16 protein-coding genes are annotated in these 18495 nt (G+C 71.5%); 3 read left to right on the top strand and 13 right to left on the bottom strand.

Annotation, left to right across the window (positions count from 1 at the left end):
* Window positions 1-100: 100 nt before the first annotated feature.
* Complete coding sequence (locus OHO83_RS34100; RefSeq protein ID WP_266668846.1) at window positions 101-1090, top strand: lytic polysaccharide monooxygenase; 990 nt, start codon at window positions 101-103, stop codon at window positions 1088-1090.
* 76 nt (window positions 1091-1166) lie between these two features.
* Here OHO83_RS34100 and OHO83_RS34095 read toward each other — a convergent pair whose 3' ends face one another.
* Both OHO83_RS34095 and OHO83_RS34090 read right to left on the bottom strand, forming a co-directional pair.
* The gene (locus OHO83_RS34095) at window positions 1167-2030 is read right to left on the bottom strand and encodes an esterase/lipase family protein (RefSeq protein ID WP_330280201.1); all 864 of its coding nucleotides are present in this window, start codon (window positions 2028-2030) and stop codon (window positions 1167-1169) included.
* 172 nt (window positions 2031-2202) lie between these two features.
* Complete coding sequence (locus tag OHO83_RS34090) at window positions 2203-2649, bottom strand: MarR family winged helix-turn-helix transcriptional regulator (protein ID WP_266668850.1); 447 nt, start codon at window positions 2647-2649, stop codon at window positions 2203-2205.
* Between the two features lie 117 nt (window positions 2650-2766).
* Here OHO83_RS34090 and OHO83_RS34085 point away from each other — a divergent pair, with 117 nt between their 5' ends.
* Window positions 2767-3141 (top strand): cupin domain-containing protein, encoded by a 375-nt coding sequence (locus OHO83_RS34085; protein WP_266668852.1) that lies wholly within the window; start codon window positions 2767-2769, stop codon window positions 3139-3141.
* Window positions 3142-3145: 4 nt separating this feature from the next.
* Here the strand turns inward: OHO83_RS34085 and OHO83_RS34080 are convergent, their stop codons facing one another.
* Both OHO83_RS34080 and OHO83_RS34075 read right to left on the bottom strand, forming a co-directional pair.
* Window positions 3146-4120 carry a DNA polymerase Y family protein gene (locus tag OHO83_RS34080; protein ID WP_330280200.1) on the bottom strand — a complete coding sequence of 325 codons (975 nt, stop codon included), beginning with the start codon at window positions 4118-4120 and terminating at the stop codon, window positions 3146-3148.
* Window positions 4117-7632 carry a DNA polymerase III subunit alpha gene (locus OHO83_RS34075; protein ID WP_330280199.1) on the bottom strand — a complete coding sequence of 1172 codons (3516 nt, stop codon included), beginning with the start codon at window positions 7630-7632 and terminating at the stop codon, window positions 4117-4119. Before OHO83_RS34075 ends, OHO83_RS34080 begins: the two co-directional genes overlap by 4 nt.
* Window positions 7633-7796: 164 nt before the next feature.
* Between OHO83_RS34075 and OHO83_RS34070 the strand changes: the two genes are divergently transcribed.
* Complete coding sequence (locus OHO83_RS34070) at window positions 7797-8870, top strand: DUF3533 domain-containing protein (protein WP_330280198.1); 1074 nt, start codon at window positions 7797-7799, stop codon at window positions 8868-8870.
* Window positions 8871-8938: 68 nt separating this feature from the next.
* Here the strand turns inward: OHO83_RS34070 and OHO83_RS34065 are convergent, their stop codons facing one another.
* The 9 genes from OHO83_RS34065 to OHO83_RS34025 all read right to left on the bottom strand — a co-directional run bounded on the left by OHO83_RS34065 (window position 8939) and on the right by OHO83_RS34025 (window position 18478).
* Window positions 8939-10021, bottom strand: a complete 1083-nt coding sequence (locus OHO83_RS34065) for a S1 family peptidase (protein WP_266668859.1) — start codon at window positions 10019-10021, stop codon at window positions 8939-8941.
* Between the two features lie 237 nt (window positions 10022-10258).
* Window positions 10259-11092 carry a slipin family protein gene (locus OHO83_RS34060; protein WP_329435833.1) on the bottom strand — a complete coding sequence of 278 codons (834 nt, stop codon included), beginning with the start codon at window positions 11090-11092 and terminating at the stop codon, window positions 10259-10261.
* A 202-nt stretch (window positions 11093-11294) separates the two neighbouring features.
* Window positions 11295-12200, bottom strand: a complete 906-nt coding sequence (locus tag OHO83_RS34055) for a S1 family peptidase (protein ID WP_266668863.1) — start codon at window positions 12198-12200, stop codon at window positions 11295-11297.
* Between the two features lie 255 nt (window positions 12201-12455).
* A complete protein-coding gene (locus OHO83_RS34050; RefSeq protein WP_266668865.1) occupies window positions 12456-13244 on the bottom strand; it encodes a DUF1684 domain-containing protein in 789 nt (262 codons plus the stop codon).
* Complete coding sequence (locus tag OHO83_RS34045) at window positions 13241-14599, bottom strand: NtaA/DmoA family FMN-dependent monooxygenase (RefSeq protein ID WP_266668867.1); 1359 nt, start codon at window positions 14597-14599, stop codon at window positions 13241-13243. Before OHO83_RS34045 ends, OHO83_RS34050 begins: the two co-directional genes overlap by 4 nt.
* Window positions 14596-15678: an LLM class flavin-dependent oxidoreductase gene (locus OHO83_RS34040; RefSeq protein WP_329435830.1), complete on the bottom strand. Its 1083-nt coding sequence runs from the start codon at window positions 15676-15678 to the stop codon at window positions 14596-14598. The genes OHO83_RS34045 and OHO83_RS34040 overlap by 4 nt, the downstream gene beginning before the upstream one ends.
* Window positions 15679-15725: 47 nt before the next feature.
* Window positions 15726-16697 carry an ABC transporter substrate-binding protein gene (locus OHO83_RS34035; protein WP_266668871.1) on the bottom strand — a complete coding sequence of 324 codons (972 nt, stop codon included), beginning with the start codon at window positions 16695-16697 and terminating at the stop codon, window positions 15726-15728.
* Between the two features lie 57 nt (window positions 16698-16754).
* A complete protein-coding gene (locus tag OHO83_RS34030; protein WP_266676234.1) occupies window positions 16755-17558 on the bottom strand; it encodes an amino acid ABC transporter ATP-binding protein in 804 nt (267 codons plus the stop codon).
* A gap of 23 nt (window positions 17559-17581) precedes the next feature.
* Window positions 17582-18478, bottom strand: a complete 897-nt coding sequence (locus tag OHO83_RS34025; RefSeq protein ID WP_266668873.1) for an amino acid ABC transporter permease — start codon at window positions 18476-18478, stop codon at window positions 17582-17584.
* Between the last annotated feature and the right edge of the window lie 17 nt (window positions 18479-18495).

Below are 18495 nucleotides of genomic sequence, written 5' to 3'. Positions count from 1 at the left end.
CAGGCGATTCCGCGGATTTCAGGGGCTAGCTTTCTCACCGCCGGGGCCGTCGCCGCGGCCCGTCCCCCCACCCCTGAACCGCCGTTGAGGAGTCCCACTCATGTCAGTTCGCCGCAAGGCCGCCACGTTCGCCGTCGCAGGTGCCGTCCCGTTCGCCCTGACCGCGCTGGCCGCCGCGCCCGCGTCGGCGCACGGCTCGATGACGGACCCGGTCAGCCGCGTCTCCGCCTGCTACGCGGAGGGCCCGGAGAGCCCGCAGTCCGCGGCGTGCAAGGCCGCCGTCGCGGCCAGTGGCGCGCAGGCCTTCTACGACTGGAACGCGGTCAACATCGCGAACGCCGCGGGCAAGTCGAAGGAGATCATCCCCGACGGCAAGCTGTGCAGCGCGGGCAACGACAAGTACAAGGGGCTCGATCTTCCGCGCGCCGACTGGCCGTCGAGCCCGATGTCGGCGGGCAGCCACACGTTCCACTACAAGGGAACGGCCCCGCACAAGGGCTCGTTCGAGCTGTACATCACCAAGGACTCGTACGACCCGACGAAGCCGCTGAAGTGGTCGGACCTGGAGGCGCAGCCCTTCGTCAAGGTCACCGACCCGAAGATGGAGAACGGCGACTACGTCTTCGACGGTGACGTCCCGGCGCGGTCGGGCCGCCACCTCATCTACTCGATCTGGCAGCGCTCCGACTCCCCCGAGGCCTTCTACACCTGCTCCGACGTGGTGTTCGGCAAGGACAGCGGGGCCGGTGCGACCGCTCCCACCGCCTCCGCGCCCTCCGACCAGGAGATCGCGGACGGCGCGGGCAAGTCGTCCGTGGAGCACCACCACGATGCCGCCGGGGGCAGCGCCGAGCCGCAGGCCGAGGAGTCCGCGGCGCCGGCCGCCGATGCCTCGACGGGCGGCAGCGGGCCCGAGGCGAAGGGCGGCGTCACGAAGCCTCTCGCCGACGAGAACCTCGCCGAGACCGGCGGCGACAGCACCACCCCGTACATCGCGATGGGCGGCGCCGCGGTCCTGGCGGTCGGTGCCGCGACGATGTTCGCGTCGGTGCGGCGCCGCTCCGTGGCGGGCGGGCGCCACAGTCGCTGACGCCCACAGCCGGGCCGCCGTCCCCCTGCCCACTCCTGGGGACGGCGGCCCTTTTGCCTCTCTCGCTGCTCCGGGCTCAACTCACCGCCGAGGCGCAGGTGGTGGCGGTGGCGTGGGCCGGGTCGAGGGCGTTCGCGACCTCGTGGAAGGCGACGCGGTCGATGGTGCCGATGGCGACGTGCTCGGACAGGTCTACGGCGCACAGGTCCTGGAGCTTGACGTTGTGGACGTCGGGGCCGCTCAGGAACTGGGTGCCGTACGGGGTGACGACCTCGTCGTACTTGGTCGCGATGACGGTGTAGTGGACGCCTGGGACGGTGTCCCCGCCCTGGTTGAGCTTGGTGATGAACGGGGAGCCCGCCATCTGGTCGGCGAGGCCGGGGGTGGCGAGGGTCAGCAGGTCACCGGCCCCGGGGAAGTACGGCAGGAGATTGGTCAGGCCGTTCAGGGTGGTGCCGTGGTTGTCGGGCGCGATACCGACGAGGGAGTTCACCTTCGCGGCGCCGCCGAGGAACTTGAGGTAGTAGCGGGGCATCATGCCGCCCTGCGAGTGGCCGACGAGGTCGGCCTTGGGGGCGCCGGTGGCGGCGAGCACCTTGTCGACGAACGTGTCGAGCTGGCCCGCCGACTTGTCGATCGGGCCGAGGCCGTTGAACAGCGGGACGCCGGGCAGCTGTCCGTAGTCGAGCGAGAAGACGCAGTAGCCGCGGTTCACCAGGTAGGGGGCGAGGACGAGCCAGTTGTCGACGGAGTTCCCGAAGGTGCCGTGGACGAGGACGACGGGGCGCGGGTGGGCGGCGGACGGCTTGCAGCTGTAGTTGTTCCAGCCTCTGCTGGGGGCGGCGGCGTGGGCGGCGGCGGGGACCGCGGTGGCCGCGGCCGTGAGCAACAGGGCCGCGGTCAGGGATCTGACCGCACGTTTCCAGTTCCGGGGCAGCATCGTGTGATCTCCTTGCGGCTCAAGGGAGTGGCGATGTGGGGTGCGTGCCCTGTGATCCGGATCACGAGGATGCTGTACTGCCAGTAAATTACGCGCCAGTAGTAAAAGAGTGAAGTTACGCGTCAGTAAAAACTCTTCGTGTCGACTGGACGCTCCCGATGCTGACGTGATGTCACCAGGTGGGCCTGATGGGCCCGTCGGGCGCGACGGCGGTCAACTGGTCGAGCAGCACCCGGGCCTTGCGCTCACCGAGCCGCTCGACCCACGGTCGCACCGCGTCGGCGGCGGACTCCTCCGCGGCCCGCGCGCACGCCCAGCCGCGTTCGGTCATGACGACGAGCCGGGCGCGGGCGTCGTCCGGGTGAGGCCGGCGCTCGACGTAGCCCTTGCGCACCAGCTCGTCGACGAGCTGGCTCGCGGCCTGCTTGGTGACCCCCAGATGCGCGGCGAGGTCGGTGGCGGTCGCGCCGCCCCAGGAGAGCCGCGCGAACGCGAATCCGTGTGCGGGCCGCAGCCCCTCGAAGCCGCGGGCGACGACCCCTTCATGGATGCGTTGCGTCAGTTCCCCGGCGGCGGAGAGCAGGGCGGCGGAGAGGGCCATGGCCTCGGAGTTCTGCACGGAGCCATTCAAACACCCTTGACGATTTGGTCAAGCTGCCTGACTATGTAGTCAAGTTGCTTGACCATTCGACTGGCCGGCCGAGCCACTTGGCCGGCCGAACCACGGGGAGTCGCCATGCCAGTCGTCCGCGCGTCCGAAGCCGCCGTCCACGAGATGCACGGCGTCCGTTTCGTCTCGTACGCCAAGCCCGCCACCGGCAGCAAGGAGCTGTGCGCCTGGCGGGCCGAGATCCCGGCGGGCACCCCGGGTGTCGCCCACACGGTGTCCCGCGAGGAGATCCTGCACGTGCTCAGCGGCAGCCTGCGCTTCACGGTCGACGGGCGCACGGACACGCTCGCCGCGGGCGACACCGCGATCGTCAATCCGGGCGCGACCCTCACCGTCGAGAACCCGGGCGACCTGCCCGCCGCCATGTGGGTCACGACGTCCGTGGGCCTGGAGGCCGTGCTGGCCGACGGCTCGCGCGTCACTCCGCCCTGGGCCCGGTAGGGGCTCACGCCGCGAGCCGGCCGGGCACGATCGCCCCGGGTCCGAACCGCGCCCGGGCCCGGTCGGCCACCGCCTCCAGCGCCCGCGCCTTCTCGTCCGCGGGGTCGAAGGTCAGCTGGCGGGCGGAACCCTCCACCGGGCGGAGCCCCTCCGCCCGCAGACCGAGCGCCCGCACCCTGGCCCGCTGCAGGCCGAGCGCCTCGTACATCCGGTACGCGGCCGTGGACAGCGCGGTCGTGTGCGCGGTGGGCTCGGGAAGCGTACGGCTGCGGGTCGTCGTGGACCGGTCGGCGTAGCGCACGGTGAGGGTCAGCGAGCGGCACACCTGCTTCCCGTCTCGGAGCCGGGCACCCAGCTCGTCGGCGAGGGAGAGCAGGGCGCGGCGGTGCCGGTACGGGTCGAGTTCGTCGCGCGGGAAGGGGCGTTCGGCGGCGGTGGACCGCGTGGCGGCGTTGGGGGTGACCCGGGTGCGGTCGACGCCGCGCGCCCTCTCGTGCAGTTCACGGCCGATGCGGGCGGTGGTGAGCCGTTGCAGGGTGCCCTGCGGGGCGGCCGCCACCCTGTCGACGGTGTCGAGCCCGTATTCGCACAGGGTGCGGGCGGTGGCGGCGCCGACGCCGGGCAGCGCGGCGACCGGCTGCCCGGCGAGGAACTCCGCCACGGCGCCGGGGTCTCCCGGAACCACCCTGGTCACCCCGGGCGAGGCCGTCCGCGCCGCCATCCGCGCCAGCATCGGGCCGGGGCCCGCGCCGATCACACACTCCACCCCGTACAGGGCGAGCGCCCGCACCCTGATCACCGCGGCGAGTTCGACGGCGTCCCGCCCGAAGTAGCGCACCGCCCCGCCCAGGTCCACGAGGGCTGCGTCGGGCGGCAGCGCCTCGACCGTCGGGCTGAACTCGCCCAGCAGAGCGATCAGTTGGGGCAGCACCGCCTCGTACATGGGCGGCAGCAGGAACCGTACGTACAGAGTGGTCATCCCGCGCTCCCGGGGCTCTGGTGCCACAGTTTGCGCGGTGGCCCGGACTGACCGTCGCCCGCCGGGCGCAGGTCGGCCCAGGGGTGCATCTCGTATCCGGTGGCCATGCGGATGCGGCGGCCGTCGACCGGGTCGTCCTCGTCGGACGGCGGCTGTTCGGGCGGCTCCGCCAGCCGCAGCGCCACCGCGTCGAGGCCGCCCTGCCGGCGCACCTCCACCAGGTCCGCGAGGTTCCACGCGGCCGCGCCCACCACGCTGAGGCTGCGCGGGCCGCGCCGCTGGACCGTGCCGCGGACGAGGAGCAGCCACGAGTGGAAGACGGTGTGCGCGCACGCGGCGTGCGCGTCGTCGAAGAAGGCCAGGTCGACCAGGCCCGTGCCGTCGTCCAGGGTCGTGAAGATGACGCGCTTGCCGGAGCGGATCGGCGGGGTCTGCGTGGCGACCTTGGCGCCCGCGACCAGTACGACCCTGCCGTGCTCGGCCTCACGCAGGCGGCGCGCTGTCAGCACCCCCAGCTCCTCGAGGAACTTCTCGTGGTCGCCCATGAGATGGCGGGAGGCGTCCATCCCGAGCACCCCGAGTTCGGCGCTGAGCCGCTCGGCGTCGCCGAGGTCGGGCAGCCCGGCCGGCGCGGTCCCGTGGCCGCCGGACAGAGGCAGTTGGGCACCGCGGGCACCCCGGGGCCCGCGCGTTCCCCGGTGCAGTTCCGTCAGGTGCAGTTGCAGGTCACGCCGGTTGGCGCCGAACGCGTCGAGCCCGCCGACCTGGGCGAGCCGCTGCGCGAGTGGCCGGCTGGGCCTCGCCCGCTCCCAGAAGTCGAGCAGCGAGGAGTACGGCTGCCCCTCCTCGATGCGGGCCGCCTCGGCCTCGCTGATCCCGTGCACGTCGGAGAGCGCGAGCCGCACACCCCACTTCTCCTCTTTGCGACCACCGTCCTCGCGACCGCCGCTCTCGCGACCGCCGCCCCCTTTATCGGACACCAGTTCGATACGGTGAGTGACCGCGGACTTGTTCACGTCCAAGGGAAGGACCGGCACCCCGCGGCGCCGCGCGTCCGCGAGGATCAGCCGCTTCGGGTACATCCCGGGGTCGTGCGTGAGCAACCCCGCGTAGAACGCGGCCGGGTGATGGGCCTTCAGCCACGCCGACTGATAGGTCGGCACCGCGAAGGCGACGGCGTGCGCCTTGCAGAACCCGTACGACCCGAAGGCCTCGACGATCTCCCAGGTGCGGGCGATGGTCTCGGCGTCGTATCCGTGCGCCGCCGCCTGCTGTGCGAACCAGAACCGGATGCGCCCCTGCGCATCGGGGTCGGACAGCCCCCGCCTGACCCGGTCCGCCTCGTCGCGGCCGCATCCCGTCATGATGTTCACGATCTCGATGATCTGCTCGTGGAAGACGACGACCCCGTACGTCTCCTTCAGGGGCCCCTCCAGGTCGCGGTGCGGATAGCGGACCGGGGCGCGCCCGTGCCGCGCCTCGATGAACGGCCGCACCATGTCGGCGGCGACGGGACCCGGGCGGAACAGCGAGATGTCCACCACGAGGTCGTGGAAGGTGGCCGGCTGGAGCCGCCCCACCAGGTCCCTCTGGCCCGGGGACTCGATCTGGAAACAGCCCAGCGTCTCGGTGGACTTGATGAGCCGGTACGTCTCCGGGTCACCGGGCGCCACCGCGTCCAGGTCCACCGTGGAGCCGGTCGCCCGCTCGGTCTCCGCGACCGCGTGCGCCATCGCCGACTGCATCCGCACCCCGAGGACGTCGAGCTTGAGCAGGCCGAGGTCCTCGACGTCCTCCTTGTCGAACTGCGACATGGGGAAGCCCTCGCCGCTGGTCGGCATGACGGGCGTACGGGCGAGCAGCGAGGCGTCCGAGAGCAGCACCCCGCACGGGTGCATGGCGATACCGCGCGGCAGCGCGTCGAGCGCCTCGACCAGCTCCCACATGCGTCCGTACCGGTCCCCGCCCTGCCTGGACTCCCCTGCCAGTTCCCGCAGTTCGGGCAATTCCTCCAGCGCGGCCCGCGCGTCGCGGGCCCTGATGTGCGGGAAGGACTTGGCGATCCGGTCGATGTCGGCCGGGTCCATGGACAAAGCGGCGCCCACATCGCGTACGGCATGGCGGACGCGGTACGTCTCCGGCATCGAGACGGTCGCGACGCGCTCGGCGCCGAACCGGCCGATGATCGCCCGGTAGACCTCCAGGCGCCGGGCGGACTCCACGTCGATGTCGATGTCGGGCAGGACGGAGCGGCGCTTGGACAGGAACCGCTCCATGAGGAGGCCGTGTTCGACCGGGTCCGCGTGCGCGATGCCGAGCAGATGGTTGACCAGGGACCCGGCGCCGGAGCCGCGTGCGGCGACCCGGATGCCCATGTTCCTTACGTCGTCGACGACTTGGGACACCGTCAGGAAGTACGTGGCGAAGCCGTGGTGGGCGATGATGTCCAACTCGCGGTGCATGCGCTCCCAGTACTCCCGTTTCCGGTCGTACCCGAGGCGCAGCATCCCCGCCGCCGCCCGCGACGCGAGGACCCTCTGCGCGGTGCGGCGACCGGCGCCGACGAGCCGCGGTTCGGGGAAGTGCACGGAGCCGATGCCGAGGTCGTCCTCGGGATCGACGCGGCATTCCGCCGCCGCGGCGTTGGTCTGTTCGAGCAGCCGGTACGCGGCGTCGCGGCGGAAGCCCGCCGCCTCCACCACCCGTTCGGCCGTCATCAGCATGGCGTCGGCGTCCTTCAGCCAGCGCTCTCCGCTGTCGAGTTCCTTCCGGGGGTCGACCGGGACGAGGCGGCGCGCGGCGTCGAGGACGTCGGCGACCGGACCGAGGCCCGGGTCGGCGTACCGGACGTCGTTGGTGAGGACGGGGCGGATGCCCTGTTCGGCGGCGAAGCCGACGGTGCGGGCGGCCAGGCGCAGGGATCCGGGGCCCGCGCCCTCGCGGCCGTGGTGGACGGCTTCGAGGCGCAGGGCGTCGCCGTAGATCTCGCGCCAGGGGGCGAGGAGGCGCGCGGCGCGGTCGGGGCGGCCCGCGGCGAGCGCGCGGCCGACGTCGGACGCGGGCCCGAGCAGCACGGTCAGACCGTCGCCGTGGTTGTCCTCCCAGGTCAGCCGGGGCTCGCCGGTGGCGTGGGCGGCGGTGACCAGACGGCACAGGGAGGCCCAGCCCCTCGCTCCCTCGCGGGCGAGGAAGGTCACGCGCGGGGTCGACTCGTCGATGAAGGCACCACCGCGCACGGGCTGCCTGCGCCGCTCGGCCGGGGCGTGGCCCGACGCGGCCGAGGCGGTCGGCGGGGGGCCGCTCACCGCGAGGTCCGTCCCGAACAGTGGCCGTACCCCTGCCTTCACGCAGGCCTTGGCGAACCTGACCGAGCCCGCGAGGGTGTCCCGGTCGGTGAGGGCGAGCGCGTCCATGCCCCGCTCGGAGGCACGCCCGGCCAGCCGCTCCGGGTGCGAGGCCCCGTATCTGAGGGAGAACCCGGAGACGGTGTGCAAATGCGTGAACCCTGGCACGCGCACCTCCTGCACACCTCGAACCGACCTGCCCTCGCCTCCCCACCACCACCATAGACCAAGTATCGAACGTGTGTACGACATCCGGACGGGGCCGCTGCCCCGGGCACCCGTTCAGACCCACCCCGCCTGCGTACGGACCGGGCTCCCCGGACCGTGAGGGCATGACCCAGACAGCCGACACCCCGCCCGGACCCCCGCGCGGGTCCTTCCCCGACGAGGTGAAGAGCGCCGTCACACCGCGGGCCGCGCTGCTCGTCATCGGCGTGATCGCCCTCCAGCTGCTCTTCATCGCTTCCTATGTGGGGGCCCTGCACAACCCGAAGCCGAAGGACGTGGCGTTCGGTGTCACCGCGCCGGTCCCGGCCGTCGCACAGCAGACCGCGGACCGGCTGGACCGGCTCCCCGGCAGTCCGCTCGACCCGCGGACGGTCACCGGGGCGGCCGCGGCCCGCGACAAGGTCATGAACAGGGACGTCTACGGGGCTCTGATCATCGACCCCCGGGGCACCACCGACACCCTCCTGGTCGCCTCCGGCGGCGGCACCGTCCTCTCCTCCGCACTCGACGGGCTCATCACCGCACTGGAGGCGGCCCAGCACCGGACGGTGCGGACCGTCGACGTGGCTCCGGCCTCACCTCAGGACTTCGACGGCCTGTCGTCCTTCTATCTGGTCGTCGGCTGGTGCGTCGGCGGCTATCTGTGCGCCTCGGTCCTGGCGATCAGCACGGGCGCCCGACCCGCCGACCCGCGGCGCACGGTCATCCGGCTGGTCACCATGGCGCTCGTGTCGATCGTCGGCGGGCTCGGCGGCGCCGTGATCGTCGGACCGGTCCTCGGCGCGCTGCCCGGCAGCATCATGGCGCTGTGGGGGCTCGGCGCACTGATCATCTTCGCGGTCGGCGCCGCGACGCTCGCCCTTCAGGGACTCTTCGGCATCGTGGGCATCGGCCTGGCGATCCTGCTCGTGGTGGTCGCGGGCAACCCGAGCGCGGGCGGCGCCTTCCCGCTGCCGATGCTGCCGCCCTTCTGGAAGGCGATCGGCCCGGCACTGCCGCCGGGCGCGGGTACCTGGGTGGCCCGCTCCATCGCCTACTTCAAGGGCAACGCGGTCACCGGGCCGCTTCTGGTGCTGGCCGCGTGGGCGGTCGCCGGCATCGTGATCACGATGGCCGCCTCCGTGTTCCGCGCCAGGCGGAAGCCGGGCCCCGGGGCGCCCCGGACACTCAGAACGTGAGGGGCCGGCCCGTCGGTGACGGGCCGGCCCCCTGTGTCGCGCTGTCGCGCCGACTCACTGTCGTTACGTCAGCCGATCTCGGCGCCGAACGTGGACAGCGCCTCCGTCACCGGCTGGAAGAAGGTCTCCCCGCCGGAGGTGCAGTCGCCGCTGCCGCCCGAGGTGAGGCCGATCGCGGTGTCGCCCGAGAAGAGCGAGCCGCCGCTGTCGCCGGGCTCGGCGCAGACGTCGGTCTGGATGAGTCCGTTGACGACGTCGCCGTTGCCGTAGTTCACGGTGGCGTCCAGGCCGGTGACGGTGCCGTCGTGGACCTGGGTCGTGGAGCCGCTGCGGGTCACCTTCATGCCGACGGTCGCGTCGCCCGCCTTGGTGATCGGCTGCGTGGAGCCGTTGTAGAGGTCGACCTCGCTCGGGTGCTCGACGCCGGCGGCGTACTTGACCAGGCCGAAGTCGTTGTCCGGGAAGCTGGACTGCTCGTTCGCGCCGATCTCCTTGCCGTCGGAGTCCGACCAGGTGGAGATCGCCTCGGTGCAGTGGCCGGCCGTGATGAAGTACGGCTGGCCGCCCTTGACCACGTTGAAGCCGAGGGAGCACCGGCCGCCGCTGCCGGTGATGGCGTCACCGCCCGCGATGAGGGGCTTGAACTCCCCCTTGGTGCGCTGGAGTTCGGCCTTGGCGCCGAGGCCGTCGACGACCTTGCCGAGTTTGTTCCACGCGGCGGTGTCGACCGTGCGGTCGGCGGTGACGACGACCTTGTTGGTGGCCGGGTCGACCGCCCACGAGGTGCCGGGGATCGTCGCGTCCTGCTTCAGGGTGGTGCGGGCGCTCTTGAGCTCGGCCAGGGAGTTCTCGACGACTCTGACCTTGGCTCCGGCCGCCCGCGCGATGTCCGCCGCGTCCTTGTTCAGGACGTTCACGACGAGGTGCTTGGCCTTCGCGTCGTAGTACGTGCCCGCCGAGTCCGCGCCGAGGTCCTTGGTCAGGGACGAGGCGAGATTTCCGGCCTTCGCGATCGACAGGGTCTGCGGGGCCACATCAGGGGTGTCCGTGCTCGCGTTCGCAGTCTGGAAGGTGACTCCCGCGGCGACCAGGGCGGCGATGCCCGCTCCTACCGCGGCGGCACGCCGCTTGGGTATGCGTCGGTGCTTCAACTCTCGTCCTCCTGTGGGGGGTCGGAACCGACCGCTGTGGGGTGAGCCGGTCCCGTAGGTTGACGCGCCCACTATCCCGACGGCCACAGGGGACACACAAGGTCGACTTCAGGACGCGCGTGCGACTGACGCTATGCGCTCCTCCGGCCGCGTGCACCCCCGTCACACGCCTGTCGCACCACGTCGATTCCCACTGCAAACACTCCGCGCAGAGGGGCGGTCCGCAAAGGGTGAGGTCTAGTCCTGTCCTGATTCCGATGTCACCGGGCCGGGAATCGGCGGCTGTTCGGCGCCCGGCTGCCGCACCGCGTCCCCCGGGGTCGCCCGCTCCAGGAAGCGCAGGAGCTCGACCGGGAACGGCAGTACGAGGGTCGAGTTCTTCTCGGCGGCGACGGCCACCACGGTCTGCAGGAGCCGGAGTTGGAGTGCCGCGGGCTGTTCGGACATCTCGGCGGCGGCCTCGGCGAGCTTTCTGGAGGCCTGGAGTTCGGCGTCGGCGTTGATGATCCGGGCGCGCCGCTCACGCTCCGCCTCGGCCTGCCGCGACATCGAGCGCTTCATGGTCTCGGGCAGCGACACGTCCTTGATCTCGACGCGGTCGATCTGCACACCCCAGCCGACAGCCGGGCTGTCGATCATCAACTCGAGTCCCTGGTTGAGCTGTTCGCGGTTCGAGAGGAGGTCGTCGAGGTCGCTCTTGCCGATGATGGACCGCAGTGACGTCTGAGCCATCTGGGAGACGGCGAACCGGTAGTCCTCCACCTGTACGACGGCCTCGGACGCGTCGGTCACCTTGAAGTAGATGACGGCGTCGACCCGCACCGTGACGTTGTCGCGGGTGATGCCGTCCTGTGCGGGCACCGGCATCGTGACGATCTGCATGTTGACCTTACGGAGCCGGTCCACGAACGGCACGATCATCGTGAACCCCGGACCGCGCACATCCGGTCGCAGCCGCCCCAGCCGGAAGACCACTCCCCGCTCGTACTGTTTGACGACACGCGCCGCCGCCGTCGCGTAGATCACGACAGCGCACGCGGCGGCTCCCGCCGCCAGCAGCTGCTCGACCATGGAGGCCTCCAGGGTTCGGACCCAGGCACTCAGGCAGGCTTCTCGAAGGTGCCGCTTTCGAAGGCGGCGCTTTCGACGGTTTCCCCTTCGAAGGTAACTCCGGAACGCGCGCAAGAGCGAGCCCCCGCACGGCAGTTGCCGTGCGGGGGCTCCCTGCTGCCTGCTGCAGGTCAGACCGTGTCCGTCAGTCGACGCCCACGGATCAGTAGACGCTCACTCCGTACGCACTCAGCGCCTCGGTGACCGGCTGGAAGAAGGTCGTACCGCCGGAGGTGCAGTTGCCGCTGCCGCCGGAGGTCAGGCCGTACGCGGTGGAGCCGCCGTAGAGCGGGCCGCCGGAGTCGCCGGGCTCGGCGCAGACCGTGGTCTGGATGAGGCCGGAGACGATGTCGCCGCCGCCGTAGTTCACGGTGGCGTTGAGCGCGGTGACGCGGCCGCTGTGGATACCGGTGGTCGAGCCGCGCCGGGTGACCGTGGTCCCCACGGAAGGCGTGGCCGCACCGGTGATGTCCTGGCTGCCGACCGTTCCGGGCGGGGTCCCCGTGGTGCTGTACCTGACGATGCCGTAGTCGTTGCCCGGGAAGCTGGATCCCGCGGTCGACCCGATCGTCGTCGAGTGGGACGAGTTCGACCACCAGGTACCGGCGCCGTCGGTGCAGTGGCCCGCGGTCAGGAAGTAGTAGGTGCTGCCCGAGCGGACGTTGAAGCCGAGCGAGCAGCGCCAGCTACTCGCATAGATGGCGTCGCCGCCGGAGACCAGCTTCTTGAACGTGCCGGGGGTGCGCTCGATCTTCAGGGCGCCCGCGTTGCTGCCGGCCGCCTTCTGGATCCTGGCGATCTCGGCCTGGGAGACCGTGCTGTCGGCGGTGACGACGACCTGCTTGGTCTTCTGGTCGACCGCCCAGGCGGTGCCGGGTACATCGGACTTCAGGACGGACGTGCCGGCCTGGGTGAGCTGGGTCGCGCTGAAGGTGTGCGCGACGGGCGCGTCCGACGCGCTGGCCGTGGGGACGGCGAGTGCGCCGATGGCGACGAGTCCGGAGGCCACGGAGATCATCCGGGCGCGTCTCGATATGCCACTGCGGGGGGTGGTGCGCTTGATCCTCACTGGTCGTTCCTCCCGAGGGAAGTCGGGGGCCCGCGTGGGGTCGGGGCCCGTGAGGCGCAGCCAGCGGCCCGTCGTTCGGATTCCGGATTCCGGAATGTTCCGAAGATGCGGTGCCCCTGACAAGCGCTGCTCGGGAGTATTCGGCGTTTCAACTGACCGGCACAAGGGCGCCTTTCGGCCGTCCGTCCGGTACACGTCCACATGCCCCGGCGGCTGCTGCGGTGGTTCGCAGGCCGCCGGGGCTCGGCTCCCCTGTCAGACGGAGGTACGCGCGACGAGGTTCCGTTCGCCGGCCTCGATCTTGACCGGCAGGGTGTTGCCGGGCGGTGGGAAGGGGCAGACGAAGTGCTCCGCGAAGGCGCAGGGCGGCAGCACCGCGCGGTTGAAGTCCACGCCCGTACGACCTTCGGCGTCGGGCGCGGCGGGCCGCAGGAAGCGGAACCGGAAGGTCCCGTCGCCGCTGGTGGCGTCGGCGAACACGGCCCACAGCGAGCCGTCCGCCTGCACGGCGACCTGGAGCGTGAGGTCCTGTCCTTCGAGCGTGAAGGCCAGTTCACCGCCCAGGCCGAGGCCGCGCACCTTGCCGTCGGCGTTCTCGACACGGACCGTGCGGCTGGTCCCGTACGGCGTGAAGCGGCCCTCGACCGTCCAGCGGGGGTCGTGGGCGGTGGCCTCGATGCCGCGGAAGCCGCGCCGCGGCCCCGACTGCGGGTCGAAGTCGCGTACGGCCCACAGTCCTTCGCGCACGATCGCGACGAGGCGGCGCTCGCCGAGGCCGACCTGCGCGTCTGCCGTGAGCCGCACCTCACCGGTGAGCGGCTGCCCGTCGCGGGTGAGTCCGTCCCCTGGGGCGGCGGTCAGGACGACCCGGTCGCCGTCGGCCCGCCACTGCCCGGGAATGGCCGGAAGTTTGCCTTCCGGATAGTCGTCGAGCCAGAAAGTGCCGGTGAGGGCGAGCGGTCCGTAGGGCTCGGAGACGGATGCGGTCCGCCGCTCGTGCCACTGCTGCCAGGCGCCGGCTGCGCCGGTCGCGTCGTCGGTCATACGGTCAGGCCTTCCTCGCGTGCGGGGCGTACGGGTTCTCTCAGCCCCAGATGGGAGCGCAGCGTCGTACCGGTGTATTCCGTGCGGTACGCCCCGCGTTCCTGGAGCAGGGGCACCACTTGGTCGACGAATTCGTCCAGGCCGCCCGGGGTCAGGTGCGGTACGAGGATGAAGCCGTCGGCCGCGTCGCTCTGCACGAACTCGTCGAGCTCGGCGGCGACGGCCTGCGGGGTGCCGATGAACGACTGGCGCGCGGTCGTCTCGATGACGGTCTGCCGGATGGACAGGCCCTTGGCGCGCGACAGAGCCCGCCACTGCTCGGCGACGGCACGGGGGTCGCCACGCTTGGTGCGGCCCTGCGAGAGCCCGGAGTCGACGACCGGATCGATGTCCGGCAGCGGCCCGTCGGGGTCGTACGAGGACAGGTCGACGCCCCAGATCTGCTCCAGGGTGAGGAGCGCGTTCTGCGGGGACACCTGCCGGCGCCGGATCCCGGCGGCCCGCTCCTGGGCCTCGGCGGCGGTGTCGCCGAGGACGACGGTGACACCCGGCATGATCTTCAGGTCCCCGGCGGTGCGCCCGTACTTCGCGAGCCGGCCCTTCACATCGGCGTAGAACGCGCGGCCCGCCTCCGGCGTACCGTGTCGCGTGAAGATCACGTCGGCCGCCGACGCCGCGAACTCGCGCCCCTCGGGTGAGTCCCCGGCCTGGATGACGACCGGGTGCCCCTGAGGGGAGCGCGGCAGGGTGAACTCGCCCTCGATGTCGAAGTGCCGACCGGTGTGCGCGAAGGGCCGCGACTGTCCCCCGGGCGTCCAGGAGTCCCACAGTTCGCGGGCCGTGGCGACGAACTCGGCGGCGCGCGTGTACCGGTCCGCCCGGTCGAGGTAGCCGCCGCGGCGGAAGTTCTCGCCGGTGAAGGCGTCGGAGGAGGTGACGACGTTCCAGGCGGCGCGGCCCCCGCTGAGGTGGTCCAGCGTGGCGAACCTGCGAGCGGTCTCGTAGGGCTCGTTGAACGTCGCGTTGACGGTCGCGGCGAGGCCGAGGCGCTCGGTGACGGCCGCGAGGGCGTTCAGGACGGTGAGGGACTCCGGCCGCCCGACGACGTCGAGGTCGTGGACGCGCCCCTTGTGCTCGCGCAGCCGCAGCCCTTCCGCGAGGAAGAAGAAGTCGAACAGGCCGCGCTCGGCGGTTCGGGCGAGGTGCTCGAACGACGCGAAGTCGATCTGGGAGCGCGAGAGCGGATCGGTCCAGACGGTGGTGTTGTTGACCCCCGGGAAGTGGGCGGCCAGATGGATCTGTTTGCTGAGCGGCCTGTGGCCGCGGGGCTTGCGTCGTCCGGCAGTTGTGGTCATGAAGGGTCCCCCGCGAGCGCGGCGTACTGGTTGGCGGGCCGGGCGAGCCCCAGATGCTCCCTGAAGGTGCTGCCCGGATAGAACGTGCGGAACAGGCCGCGGTGCTGGAGCAGCGGCACCGTGCCGTTGACGAGCCGCTCCAGGTCACGGCGCGGCTCGACCGGCGTGAGGTGGAAGCCGTCCACGGCGCCGGCGCGGTGCCAGGCGGCGACGAGGTCGGCGAGGTCGACCGGGCCGCCCCGGTAGAGCGGGCCGAGCTCGCTCGGCAGCGGCCCTCCCCCGCCGTGACCGGGCACGGCCGCGTGCTCCCCGCCGCCGAGGTCGATGCGCAGCGCGGCCAGGACGCGCAGGGCGTCGGGATCGCGGCCGTACTCGGCGGCGCGGCGGCGCAGCCCGGCGCGGACGGCGGCGGCCTGCGCCGGGCCCGCCGCGTTCACCAGGGCGACGTCGGCGTGGCGGGCGGCGACGTCGAACGCGTGCTGCTGCGCGGTGTCGACGACCGTGACGGGGTGGCCCTGCGGCGGGCGCGGCACGATGGAGGGACCGCGCACGGAGAACGTGGCGCCCTGGAAGTCGACGTGGTGCAGCTTCTCCCGGTCGATGAAACGTCCGGTCGCCACGTCGCGGATCTCCGCGTCGTCCTCCCAGCTGTCCCACAACCGGGTTGCCACGTCGGCGACTTCACCGGCCTCGCCCCACAGCTCCGCGGCGGGCGCGGCGGCCCTGCGTCCGAAGAGGCGGGCCTCCTCCTCGGTGGCGGACACCTCGGGCCGCCAGCCGGCGCGGCCCCGGCTCACCCAGTCGAGGGTGGCGACGGCGGCCTGCACATGGAAGGGCTCGGTGTGCGTGGTGGTGACGGTGGGGACGAGGCCGATGCGGGCGGTCGCCGGGGCGACCCGGGACAGCACGGCGAGCGCGTCGGGCCCGGGCCGGCCGAAGGAGTCCCCGAGGGTGACGAAGTCCAGGGCGCCGCGTTCCGCGAGGCGCGTGAGCGTGAGATACGGATCGGCGTCGTAGGTGTCGGGCTGGTCGACGGCCGCCGCGAGATGCAGCAGGCCGCGCCCGGTTGACGTAGTCATGAGCAGGTCCTTGGACGAGGAGAGGAAGGACGGGGGCAGCGGGCGGGCTACGGCTTGGGCAGGCCGGGCGGGTTGATCTCCGACTTCTCGACCGCCTCGGTCGACAGACCCCAGCGCTTCAGGACGCGCCCGTACGACCCGTCCTTGATCACGTGGTCGAGGGCTGCGGCGTACGCGTCGACGAGTCCGCTGTCCTTCTTCGTCGTGGCGGCGATCTTGCCCTGGATCCGGTCCCCGGCACCGGAGAGCGTGCCGATGATCTGCGACTGGCCCGCGGACTCCACGTGGTAGGCGGCGCTGGGGCTCGGGCCGAGGTAGGCGTCGATGCGGCCCGACTGGAGGGCGAGGTAGTAGTCGGTGTCCTTCTGGAAGTACTTGATGGTGACCGGCTTCAGGCCCGCCTTCTCGTCCTGCTTGCTCCAGTCGACGAGGATCTTCTCCTGGTTGGTGCCGGAGGAGACGGCGATGGTCTTCCCGGCCACGTCCTTGGGTTCCTCGACCCGCCAGCTCGTGCCCTTCTTCGCCTCGAACGCGATGTTGTCGAGCCGGTAGGTCGCGAAGTCGTACTTCTCCTTGCGCTCCTCCGTGACGGTGACGTTCGAGAAGACGGCGTCGAACTTGCCGCTGTCGAGGCCGACGAAGAGGTTCTCCCAGGACACCGGGGAGAACTCGATCTTCAGGCCGAGTGTGTCGGCGACCAGGGTCGCGAGGTCGATCTCGGAGCCGATGCGGGTCTTGTCGTCGGTGGCGTAGAAGCCGAGTGGCGGCGAGGCGTCGGCGCTGCCGCCGAGCCTGAGCGTGCCGCGCTTGCGTACCGCGGCCGGCAGCTCGGCCGCGATCGCGTCGACCTTCCTGGCGCGGATGCGGTGCTGGTCGGGCCCGATGTTGATGCCGCCCACCTTCTCGGAACCGCCCTTGCCGGTGCCGGTCGCGGCATCGCTGTCACCCCCGCAGGCGGTGAGCAGGGGCGCGGCCACGAGCGCGGCGACGGACAGGGCGAGGGTGCGGCGGGACAGCATGTGCGAACTCCTGGGTGAGAAAGGCGAGATGGAAGGAGGGTGGAATGGGCGCGAGGGTCAGAGGACCTTGGAGAGGAACGCCTTCGTGCGGTCGTGGCGCGGCGCGTCCAGCACGTCGCCGGGGGCGCCCTGTTCGACGATGCGGCCCTCGTCCATGAAGACGACGGTGTCGGCGACCTCGCGGGCGAAGCCGATCTCGTGGGTGACGACGATCATCGTGGTGCCCTGGAGCGCCAGGTCCTTGATGACGTCGAGGACCTCGCCGACGAGTTCGGGGTCGAGCGCCGACGTCGGCTCGTCGAAGAGCAGCAGCTTCGGTTCGAGGGCCAGTGCGCGGGCGATGGCGACGCGCTGCTGCTGCCCGCCGGAGAGCTGCTTCGGGTAGGCGCCGGCCTTGTCGGCGAGTCCGACCCGGTCGAGCAGCCTGCGCGCGCTGTCGAGCGCGTCTTTGCGGGGACGCTTGAGGGCGGAGACCGGGGCCTCGGTGATGTTCTCCAGGACGGTGAGGTGCGGGAACAGGTTGAAGTTCTGGAAGACGAAGCCGATCTGGGTGCGCTGCCTGAGCACCTCGCGCTCGCGCAGCTCGTACAGCTTGCCCGCCCGTCGCCCACCACCGCCCTTGCCGGAGGCCCTTCGGGCCGAAGCCCTGCTGTCGCGCCGGTAGCCGACGAGGGAGCCGTCGACGCTGATCCAGCCGCTGTCGACCTTCTCCAGGTGGTTGATGGTGCGCAGGAGCGTGGACTTGCCGGAGCCCGACGGGCCCAGGACGACGGTGACCTCGCCGGTGCGCACCTCCAGGTCGATGCCGCGCAGCACTTCCAGCGTGCCGAAGCTCTTGTGGACGGCCTTGATGTCGACCATGGTCCGGTCGGCGCCCGCGTCGCTCATCGGGTGGTTCCCTTCGAGAAGTGTCGTTCTACGTAGTGCTGGAGGACGGAGAGCGCGCTGGTCAGGAGCACGTACCAGACGGTGGCGACCATCAGGAGCGGGACCACGCGCCCGTTGCGGCCGTAGATGACCTGGACCTGGTAGAAGAGCTCGCCGATCGCCATGACGGAGACGATCGAGGTGCCCTTGAAGAGGGAGATCACCTCGTTGGCCGCGTTCGGCAGGATCGAGCGCATGGCCTGCGGCAGGACGATGCGGCGGATCTGCCGCAGCCGGGGGATGCCGAGCGCGGCCGCGGCCTCCAACTGGCCGCTGTCCACGGCCAGTACACCGCCGCGCACGATCTCGGCGGCGTACGCGGCCTGGTGGAGCGCGAGCCCGAGGACGGCGGCGCTCATCGCGCCGACCAGGCCCATCGTGTCGAAGGAGAGGAAGCCGGGCCCGAAGGGGATGCCGAACTGCAGCTCCTTGTACAGATAGGCCAGGTTGAACCAGAAGAGCAGCTGCACGATCAGCGGGATCGAGCGGAACGCCCAGATGTAGCCGAAGGCGACGGCCTGGAGGAACCGGCTGGCGGACAGGCGCATGAAGGCCAGGACGAGGCCGAGCGCGAACCCGAGCGCCGTTCCGTAGAACGTCAGCTGAAGGGTGACCCACACCGCCTTGAGGACCACGTCGGCGGTGAAGTAGTCGGCGAACACCCCCCATTCCCAGCCGCTGTTGGTGATGAATCCGTGCGCGAACTGGGTGAGCAGCACGGCGGTCGCGACGATGGCGGCCCAGCGCCAGGGGTGGCGGACGGGCACCACTTTCAGCGCGGCGGGGTCTTCGGCGCCGCCGGCGGTCGTGGCCGGTGTCGTTCTGTCGATGGGTGGATCACTGGTCAGGGACATGGCGGTTCCTCCGGAAC

The organism is Streptomyces sp. NBC_00569, assembly GCF_036345255.1.
Lineage (GTDB): Bacteria > Actinomycetota > Actinomycetes > Streptomycetales > Streptomycetaceae > Streptomyces.
The sequence above is the reverse complement of the archived record's forward strand: the minus strand, read 5'-3'. Positions and strand labels throughout refer to the sequence as shown.

Excerpts from the sequence above, each read along its gene's own strand:
- OHO83_RS34100 (WP_266668846.1), top strand. The coding sequence starts at position 101 with ATGTCAGTTCGCCGCAAGGCCGCCACGTTCGCCGTCGCAGGTGCCGTC.
- OHO83_RS34095 (WP_330280201.1), bottom strand. The coding sequence starts at position 2,030 with ATGCTGCCCCGGAACTGGAAACGTGCGGTCAGATCCCTGACCGCGGCC.
- OHO83_RS34085 (WP_266668852.1), top strand. The coding sequence starts at position 2,767 with ATGCCAGTCGTCCGCGCGTCCGAAGCCGCCGTCCACGAGATGCACGGC.
- OHO83_RS34080 (WP_330280200.1), bottom strand. The coding sequence starts at position 4,120 with ATGACCACTCTGTACGTACGGTTCCTGCTGCCGCCCATGTACGAGGCG.
- OHO83_RS34070 (WP_330280198.1), top strand. The coding sequence starts at position 7,797 with ATGACCCAGACAGCCGACACCCCGCCCGGACCCCCGCGCGGGTCCTTC.
- OHO83_RS34060 (WP_329435833.1), bottom strand. The coding sequence starts at position 11,092 with ATGGTCGAGCAGCTGCTGGCGGCGGGAGCCGCCGCGTGCGCTGTCGTG.
- OHO83_RS34050 (WP_266668865.1), bottom strand. The coding sequence starts at position 13,244 with ATGACCGACGACGCGACCGGCGCAGCCGGCGCCTGGCAGCAGTGGCAC.
- OHO83_RS34045 (WP_266668867.1), bottom strand. The coding sequence starts at position 14,599 with ATGACCACAACTGCCGGACGACGCAAGCCCCGCGGCCACAGGCCGCTC.
- OHO83_RS34040 (WP_329435830.1), bottom strand. The coding sequence starts at position 15,678 with ATGACTACGTCAACCGGGCGCGGCCTGCTGCATCTCGCGGCGGCCGTC.
- OHO83_RS34035 (WP_266668871.1), bottom strand. The coding sequence starts at position 16,697 with ATGCTGTCCCGCCGCACCCTCGCCCTGTCCGTCGCCGCGCTCGTGGCC.
- OHO83_RS34030 (WP_266676234.1), bottom strand. The coding sequence starts at position 17,558 with ATGGTCGACATCAAGGCCGTCCACAAGAGCTTCGGCACGCTGGAAGTG.
- OHO83_RS34025 (WP_266668873.1), bottom strand. The coding sequence starts at position 18,478 with ATGTCCCTGACCAGTGATCCACCCATCGACAGAACGACACCGGCCACG.